Origin of the sequence: Waltera acetigignens (assembly GCF_025567015.1) — a bacterium.
Lineage (GTDB): Bacteria > Bacillota > Clostridia > Lachnospirales > Lachnospiraceae > Acetatifactor > Acetatifactor acetigignens.
Window position 1 is genome coordinate 198,161 of record NZ_JAOQJO010000003.1, and the last position, 7,256, is coordinate 205,416.

General features: G+C 48.5%; 7 protein-coding genes. 5 read left to right on the top strand and 2 right to left on the bottom strand.

Annotated elements, in window-relative coordinates; all coding sequences use genetic code 11:
• Nucleotides 1-63: 63 nt before the first annotated feature.
• The gene (locus OCV96_RS05160) at nt 64-2,127 is read right to left on the bottom strand and encodes a hypothetical protein (protein ID WP_262593708.1); all 2,064 of its coding nucleotides are present in this window, start codon (nt 2,125-2,127) and stop codon (nt 64-66) included.
• Complete coding sequence (locus OCV96_RS05165) at nt 2,127-2,549, bottom strand: response regulator (protein WP_262593709.1); 423 nt, start codon at nt 2,547-2,549, stop codon at nt 2,127-2,129. The genes OCV96_RS05160 and OCV96_RS05165 overlap by 1 nt, the downstream gene beginning before the upstream one ends.
• 199 nt (nt 2,550-2,748) lie before the next feature.
• Here OCV96_RS05165 and OCV96_RS05170 point away from each other — a divergent pair, with 199 nt between their 5' ends.
• The 5 genes from OCV96_RS05170 to metF all read left to right on the top strand — a co-directional run bounded on the left by OCV96_RS05170 (nt 2,749) and on the right by metF (nt 7,199).
• Nucleotides 2,749-3,465 (top strand): LytR/AlgR family response regulator transcription factor, encoded by a 717-nt coding sequence (locus OCV96_RS05170; RefSeq protein ID WP_262593710.1) that lies wholly within the window; start codon nt 2,749-2,751, stop codon nt 3,463-3,465.
• Nucleotide 3,466: 1 nt separating this feature from the next.
• The gene (locus OCV96_RS05175; protein WP_262593711.1) at nt 3,467-4,786 is read left to right on the top strand and encodes a sensor histidine kinase; all 1,320 of its coding nucleotides are present in this window, start codon (nt 3,467-3,469) and stop codon (nt 4,784-4,786) included.
• Nucleotides 4,761-4,946, top strand: a complete 186-nt coding sequence (locus OCV96_RS05180) for a hypothetical protein (RefSeq protein ID WP_262593712.1) — start codon at nt 4,761-4,763, stop codon at nt 4,944-4,946. The genes OCV96_RS05175 and OCV96_RS05180 overlap by 26 nt, the downstream gene beginning before the upstream one ends.
• Before the next feature lie 539 nt (nt 4,947-5,485).
• Nucleotides 5,486-6,220: a GTP pyrophosphokinase gene (locus OCV96_RS05185; protein ID WP_262593713.1), complete on the top strand. Its 735-nt coding sequence runs from the start codon at nt 5,486-5,488 to the stop codon at nt 6,218-6,220.
• 109 nt (nt 6,221-6,329) lie between these two features.
• Nucleotides 6,330-7,199, top strand: coding sequence for a methylenetetrahydrofolate reductase [NAD(P)H] (metF, locus tag OCV96_RS05190; protein WP_262593714.1), 870 nt, complete (start codon nt 6,330-6,332; stop codon nt 7,197-7,199).
• Nucleotides 7,200-7,256: the final 57 nt, after the last annotated feature.

Here is a 7,256-nt window from a genome sequence, read left to right on the forward strand (position 1 = left end):
TACAGCAGATAAAAATCCGGTAAATGATAGCTGTCTTCAAAACTGATTTATCTTCAAACTGATTTATTTTCCAAGTACAACGGATAGCTTGATTTCTTTTTCTGTTTCGCTCAGGTCGAAATCACCGCCGTCGGAGACGGTCACGCGCAGTTCATAGAGCACGCCGTCTGTCAGCTCCGTCACATTTGCTCCGGTCTCGTCTGTGAGCGACCACAGTTCAGAGCCAACCTTTTCCAGCTTGCCGTCTGCACCATAGGCGTAGAGCGTCAGATCGGAGGCACTGCCGGACAGGTTGTTCATACGGAAGGCTACCATGGTGTTGGGATGCACGTTGCAGATGGTCGCGGTGTTGTGCCAGCTTGCAACCGTACCTTCACCGCCATCCTGCTCAAACTGATCCTGCGAAAGAACATTTCTTGCCGCCTGATCAAGATCAACCTCACGGTACGGAAGCTCTGGCAGGTACACAAAGCGATCCTGCAAACGCAGCAGTTCCAGATAGCCTGTCGGGCAGTAGAGCGTATTTCCGTTGCTGCCGGTGTACATGCCGATGGCCATATTATTGTAGCCGTATTTGTTGGACACATCCATCGTGAAGACGGTTTCGCCTGTTGCAAAGTCCAAAATAATGTACTGCCACATGCCGGTATCCAAATCCTGTACGTAACCGTAGATATAGCCTGTTGCAGTGGAGAGCTTCATGATCGCCGTGTCGCGCAAATCGTTCCGGCTCCAGACGCTCTTCATTTCATAGCCATCGGCGGTTTTTAGGGTGTCCACCCGCTCAACGCCCGGGGCGATCATAACATTACCCTTCATCAGCCAGTTCTGGTCATAAATGTTGGCGTAGCTCTGAATCGAAGAGTCATTGTCAGGGTCGGCAAGACCTGCGTTACCAGCGCCGAACCAGTTGCAGACGATCGTGCTGACGGTGCCTTCACCGTCGTCATAAACGATTGCAGAGTTTTCAACCGCCACCTGATACCCATCGGGCAGATCATCCAAAACAGGCATGCTGGCTACGACCTCTCCGGTCTTCATGTCGAGCGCAAGAAGCTTAACGGGGTCTGCGTTGTCGGTGAACAGTACAAGGTTTGGTGTCAGTGTGGGCGAGCAGCCGCCACCCCAGGCAAGGCCGCCGCCGGTAGTCTTATCGCCATCATGACTGACCTTCGCACCGACACTCTCATATGGCGTGCACCACACAACGTTCACACCTTCTTCCGCGCGCAACAGATAGCAGTTCTGGTTCGTCAGAATGACCGCACCGTCTTTGGAGGCAGCAATGCCGTTCTCTGCGCCCTCGCCAAGGGGCAGCCCGTAAACAAAGACAGCCTTTGAAAGATCGGTTTGTTCGCCATTCAGAATCGATTCTATCGCTGTGTGGGCAATGTAGCCGAGAACACCCTGCTGCTGCCGCTCGGGATAGATTCGGAAGCCGCCGGTGGCGAACCAAAGGTTTCCGTCGTAGTCAAAGACCACGGACAGAAGATTCTGTGTCAGCTCTTTGCCGAGCGCGGTCTCAGCAGCTGCCTTGATATCGATATCCAGAACCTTTTCAAATTCCGGAATGACGCTGCCATCTTCCTCTGTCGTACGCAGTATCAGTACATGGTTGTTGCTCGTCGGGCAGACGACACGGTTTTTAGAGTCAAGGAATGTGTAGGAACTCTGGATGACGTAACCGCCGCCATCATGCTGCATCGGTGAAAAATAGCCGAGCGTCTTCGTCTCTGTTGCATTCAGATCACGGATGGCGATGCCGCCGAGCAGTGGCACGACCGCGTGACCGTAGTTGTCAAAGTAAATCGCGGGTGAGGCGTTCGGGTTCGTTGTCTCAAAGGAAACATTGATTTCCGGATAGATGCCGAGCGGCAGAATTTCATCCGTTGAGTCGGTGTTGTAGCCGTCGTGATGGATGTTTGCATCACTTTTTGCCATATAAGGGTTTTCATCCACGTGTTTGGGTTGTAAAGCCTTCACGGGCAGTGCACCGGATAACGGTGCAGAAGATGTTGTTTCGTCCTCTGCCGGTGTGGGCGTTCCACCACAGGCCGCCATAGACAGGCACAGTGTTCCCGCCAGAAGAAAGCTAAATACAGAATAAATCTTTTTTCTCTTTTTCATCAATAATCCTCCTCATTGTTATGTTTGTTGTGATCCGCCCGGAATAAGGCAGACGTTTTTTTCCCATCTGACCATGTAGAAAGTCCCTGCTGAAACGCTTCTTCTGTTATTGGCTCTAACAGAAAATAGTCTACACGCAGCCGAAATGCATGCAGGGAAAAATCCAGATCGCTGCACCAGATGATGCGTGTTTCGGGAAAAAGCGTCCGCAGATGCTCCACCGCATTCAACCCTTCTACTCCCGGAAGTGCGATCACAGTGCAGGTTGGCGCATTTACACGCGCCACATCAAAGAACAACTCCTGCCCACGGTAACAGTCCATTTTGGGAAACAGACCGCGTTCAAAGCAGAACCGTGAAAGCTGCTCTATATAAAAGGCTTCCTGTGTTTCGCTACTTGTCAGCACGGCAATGCGGTACACAGCACTCCCTCCCTTCTGCCGTCATTGATGCTTTCTGCTTGTCAGTATACGGATATGCAAACGCTTTTCAAGCCGTTTGGCACGAAACCCTCAATTCCGTCACGAAATCTGAGTTTTTCATTGTGTCGGTGTTGGACAGGTATGATATAATTTAGTTTGGAATAGTTACTGGAATTTTTTACAAAGGAGTCAGTCCGGTATGAGAATAGCAATAGTGGATGATATCGAGACCGAACGTGCGCTGTTGAAAATGCGGCTTGAGCGACAGCTGAGCTTGTACGGTGTAGAGACGGAGATCTTAGAATTTGACAGCAGCGAGAGCTTTCTCGCAGCAGAAAAAGAACGGCACTTTACTGTGGCATTTCTGGACATTTACATGAAAGGATTAAGCGGCATGGATGCCGCAAAGGAACTTCGGAAGACGGATGCAGACTGCTTTCTGATCTTCACCACAACATCTACCGACCATGCACTGGAGGGATTTCAGGTGCGGGCATTCCACTATCTCGTGAAGCCCTTTTCCGAGGGAGAACTTGCCGGTCTGCTTACTGAAATGCTCGCTAAACTTCCGCGTCCTGAGCCGATTCTGACGGTGAAAGTCAGTGGCAGCGATGTTCGCCTTCGCTATAGGGACATTATTTTTGCCGAGCATTTTGCTCATATGATCAACATTCGTACGACTGCCGGTAAAACGCTTGCCACGCGGCAAAGCTTTAAGGCATTTACCGAGCCGCTGAAAAAAGATCCACGCTTTTTTGTCTGCGGCCGCGGTACGATTGTCAATTTAGAACATGCCGCTGATTTTCAGGCCGCCGCTTTCTGCATGACCGACGGTAGCCGCGTATATGTCAACCAGGAACTTTTGAAGCCTGCCAGGCAGGCATTTATGGAATTTCTGTTGCAAGGGGGTGTATGAGATGAAAGATATTCTGCGTCCGATCCTGGAGTTGTCCGTTGTACTCCCCGGTCTTTTACTTGCATATTTCCCTGTAAAATCCTATCTGAAGCAGTCCCCCGGAAAACTTGCCGCCCGGATTCTCCCACTGATGGCAGGATTGTGTATCGGTGCTGGGATCATCTGCTATCAGCTGCATGCTTCCACTGCGTCTGCCCTGGCAGGGATCACATTGCTTGCAATTGGGCTATATACCGGAACACTCCAAATCTCCCTCTGGAAATCCGGAACAATTGCACTGACTGTCTGCGCAGTGTTTGCATGCATCAACAGCTTGTCTCGAGCTATCAGTGTTATGATTGCTCTGCATATGCAGCTGCCACAGGACGAACCGTGGTTCTGCCTTGCAGCCTGTGTATTTTATAATGTTGTTTGCTGGATTTTGGTGCTGGCTGCGTTCTATCCGTCAACCCATGCAGTGCGTGTGATGGTTGAGGACGATAATTTTGCGCAAACATGGTATGTGTTCTGGGTTTTGCCGCTGGTGTTCATTTTTTTGAACCTTTTTATGATTCCGCGCTATCAGACGACACTTAGGACCGGTCGTGTATTGCAGGGATATATTGTGATAAGTATTGCACTTCTTTTGCTTTTGCTCTGGTTCAACGCAATTTTCCTGTTAATGGCCACCAGTCTCAACCGCAACGCGAGACTACAGCAGGAAAACCAGCTTCTTTTCCTGCAGCAGCAACGCTATGAGAATCTCAAAGCTGCCATCGAAGAAGTGCGGCAGGCGCGGCATGATATGCGCCATCAACTGAATCAAATTACCGCACTGGCTGAGACCGGCGATCTGGAGGGATTGAAAAGCTACCTTGAAAAAACCATTTCCCGCATCCCGAATCTCGGTATACACTTCTGCGAAAACCGCGCAGCAGATAGCGTCATCGGCTATTATTGTGCCCTGGCAAAGCGCGAAGACATTCCCTTTTGTGCAAAGCTCGATCTGCCGCAGACTCTTCCAATCGATGAGATTAACATGTGTCTGGTCTTGTCCAACTTGTTGGAAAATGCGCTCGAAGCCAGTATCCGCACTGCACCAGACAGACGGCAGATTAAAATCACTGCATACCTGCATGCCGGGCGGCTGCTTCTGATCGAAGTTGAGAATGCCTATGACGGCGAAATCAGGGAGAAGGACGGTGTTTTTCAATCCTCCAAACGAAGGGGAAACGGCGTCGGCATCCAGTCAATCCAACATATTGCAGAAAAAAGCGGCGGTGCAAGTACGTTTGCCTATCAGAATGGTGCTTTCTGTGCTAAAGTTATGCTCTGCGGATAAATGCACGCAGGATAAGCCCTTTGTGCTGATGAGTGTGGCAGAGGGAGAAGGTACCCTGAACGGCACCAGACTGAAAAAGGGAGACCATCTGATTCTGCCCGATGGATACGGTAAGGTGGAATTACAGGGGAAGATGCAGATCATTGCATCTACCATCTAGAAATTTCTTCAATGAAAAGAGGGATTGATTTCTCAACCCCTCATAGTGTATAATCTACTTAGAAAGGTGGTCGGAAGTGAAAATTCCGATTCGCCCTCAGTTCAGCTTAAAAAGAAATAGCATTCACTTTGGTCGGGGGATGCTATTTCTTTTTGTTATTATCGTCACCATGTCTGTCGATGTATGATAGAGCTGCAAAGACAACTAACAACAGAGTAAGTACTTCCATTGTATTCATGGGCATCCCCTCCTTTGTATTACTAGAGGGCATCTAACAATCGGAAAATCGCATCCGCTTTCGTTTCGATTACACAATAACATTATAACACAAATCGAACAAATGTTCAACTCGAGATATGGTGTCTTTCGGTGCAGTCTATCGATTCACTATGAAGTGATTGATACCGCCTTGTCTATGGTATATACTATGGATATACCGTATGCAAGGAGACATTTTTTATGATAATCTATGATTCATCATAGATTATCATAAAAAATATTGATCAAAAAATAGAGACAATAAAAGAGTGAGTTATATCATGGATACAATCAGAGGTAAATTTTTCAAACAACATTTATTATCAGATCAATTCCTCGATCTGATTGAGAAAAACAAGCGCCCCATGGACGAACTGATGTCGTATTATCAGTGCGCCATCATGGAGGTGGAGACGAAATTCAAGGTTTTGAATCAGGAGTATTCCCTGGAATACGACCGCAATCCCATCGAAGGGATCAAGACCAGAGTCAAATCGTATGACAGTATTCTGCGTAAGATCCGTCGGAAAAATATTCCCATGACGCTGGAAGGCATCGAAGAGAATATCCAGGATATCGCCGGAGTCCGGGTCATCTGTTCCTTCCCGGATGATATTTACGAACTGGCGGAGAGTTTCTTACGGCAGGATGACATTACTCTGATCGAGCGCAAGGATTATATAAAGAATCCCAAGGAGAGCGGCTACCGCAGCCTGCACCTGATCGTACAGGTGCCGATCTTTTTGCAGAATACGAAGAAGCTGGTCTATGTGGAAGTCCAGTTCCGTACCATCGCCATGGATTTCTGGGCCAGTCTGGAACACAAGCTGCAATACAAGAAAAATATTCCAGAGAGTCAGGCAAAGTTCCTGAAGGATGAGCTGTATGATTGTGCGCAGCAGAGTGCGGCACTGGATAAACGGATGCAGAATATCCGGAACATTATTGCGAAAAGCGAAAGTGAAGAAGAAAAAGTGGATTTTTTGCCTCCGTTTTTGCGCGATGAGAAAAATTGAGAATGGCTTGGAGAAACAGACAACATTTATCGTTTGAGCCGGATACCATAAAAGAGTAAGCCAAAGAGACATAAAGAATAAAAATAAAGGATAAGGAAAGAGTACAAGAATGAAGATCAGAGATATTTTAACACAGGATACAGCAACGATCTCTTTTGAGGTATTTCCTCCGAAGAAGAGCACGGATTTCGGAAATGTGGAGGCAGCAGCACTGGGGATCGCGGCATTGCAGCCTGCTTATATGAGCGTGACTTATGGCGCCGGCGGCAGTACCAAGGGACATACCATTGCTTTGGCAGGAGAGATTCAGAAGCAGCACAATGTGCCTACCGTGGCGCATCTGACCTGTGTCTGTGCTGACAGGAGCAGTATCGGCGCAGCTCTTACAGAAATGCAGGCGGCGGGAATCGAGAATATTCTGGCTCTGAGAGGAGATATTCCCAAGGATTTTGACGGAGAAGTATTTACGGATTTTACGCACGCCTCCGACTTGGTGCGTTTTATCAAAGAGAACGGAGATTTCTGCGTTGGCGGTGCCTGCTATCCGGAGGTGCATCCTGATTCTGCAAATAAGAATGCGGATATTCAGGGGCTGAAGGAAAAGGTGGATGCCGGATGTGAGTATCTGACGACCCAGATGTTCTTCGACAACAATATCTTCTTCAACTTCATGTACCGTGTGCGGGAAGCAGGGATTACCGTGCCCATCGTTCCCGGCATCATGCCCATTACCCGCGGTGTACAGGTGAGAAATGCCGTAAAACTGTCCGGCTGTAATGTTCCCGAACGCTTCAAAAATATCGTAGACCGCTTCGGAGATAACCCGGAAGCCATGAAACAGGCAGGCATCGCCTATGCCACCGATCAGATCATCGACCTGCTGGCCAATGGCGTGAAACATATCCATGTCTATTCCATGAATAAACCGGATGTAGCAGCCGGGATCCAGCGGAATCTGTCGGAGATTCTGAAGGCCTGAGATGGTAATCAAATACATTGACAGACGAAAAAGATGTACTATTATCTAAATGATGTC

Excerpts from the sequence above, each read along its gene's own strand:
- OCV96_RS05170 (WP_262593710.1), top strand. The coding sequence starts at position 2,749 with ATGAGAATAGCAATAGTGGATGATATCGAGACCGAACGTGCGCTGTTG.
- OCV96_RS05185 (WP_262593713.1), top strand. The coding sequence starts at position 5,486 with ATGGATACAATCAGAGGTAAATTTTTCAAACAACATTTATTATCAGAT.
- metF (WP_262593714.1), top strand. The coding sequence starts at position 6,330 with ATGAAGATCAGAGATATTTTAACACAGGATACAGCAACGATCTCTTTT.
- OCV96_RS05175 (WP_262593711.1), top strand. The coding sequence starts at position 3,467 with ATGAAAGATATTCTGCGTCCGATCCTGGAGTTGTCCGTTGTACTCCCC.
- OCV96_RS05160 (WP_262593708.1), bottom strand. The coding sequence starts at position 2,127 with ATGAAAAAGAGAAAAAAGATTTATTCTGTATTTAGCTTTCTTCTGGCG.